This is a genomic window from Acidisoma sp. S159 (genome assembly GCF_009766125.1).
Classification (GTDB): domain Bacteria; phylum Pseudomonadota; class Alphaproteobacteria; order Acetobacterales; family Acetobacteraceae; genus Acidisoma.
This window is the reverse complement of record NZ_LMUG01000091.1, coordinates 45,364-45,684: the sequence shown is the minus strand read 5'-3', so window position 1 is coordinate 45,684 and position 321 is coordinate 45,364. Positions and strand designations below refer to the sequence as shown.

The 321-nt window shown below is 67.6% G+C and carries 1 protein-coding gene; it reads left to right on the top strand.

The window, feature by feature from the left end:
* Window positions 1-7: 7 nt before the first annotated feature.
* Window positions 8-321 (top strand): helix-turn-helix transcriptional regulator (locus tag GSQ92_RS30590; RefSeq protein ID WP_216857005.1); only part of this gene is annotated, 314 nt, incomplete at its 3' end.

The window sequence follows — 321 nt, the reverse complement described above, 5'->3', positions numbered from 1 at the left end:
GACCTTCATGAGCGATGCTCCGACGATCGATGCTGACGCCCGCCGACGTGAAGCCGGGGAGTTCCTGCGGTCGCGCCGCGAGCGACTCGTCCCGTCCGATGTAGGCCTCTCCGATGGCTTCCGACGGCGCACCCCCGGCTTGCGCCGCGAGGAGGTGGCGATGCTCGCCGGCGTCGGAACAACTTGGTACACCTGGCTCGAGCAAGGGCGGGACGTGAAGCCGTCCAACGAGGTCCTATCGGCGCTCTCGGGCGCCCTGAAGCTCGATTCTACCGAACGGCGCCACCTCTTTGTCCTCCACGACCGGCCGTTGCCAGATCC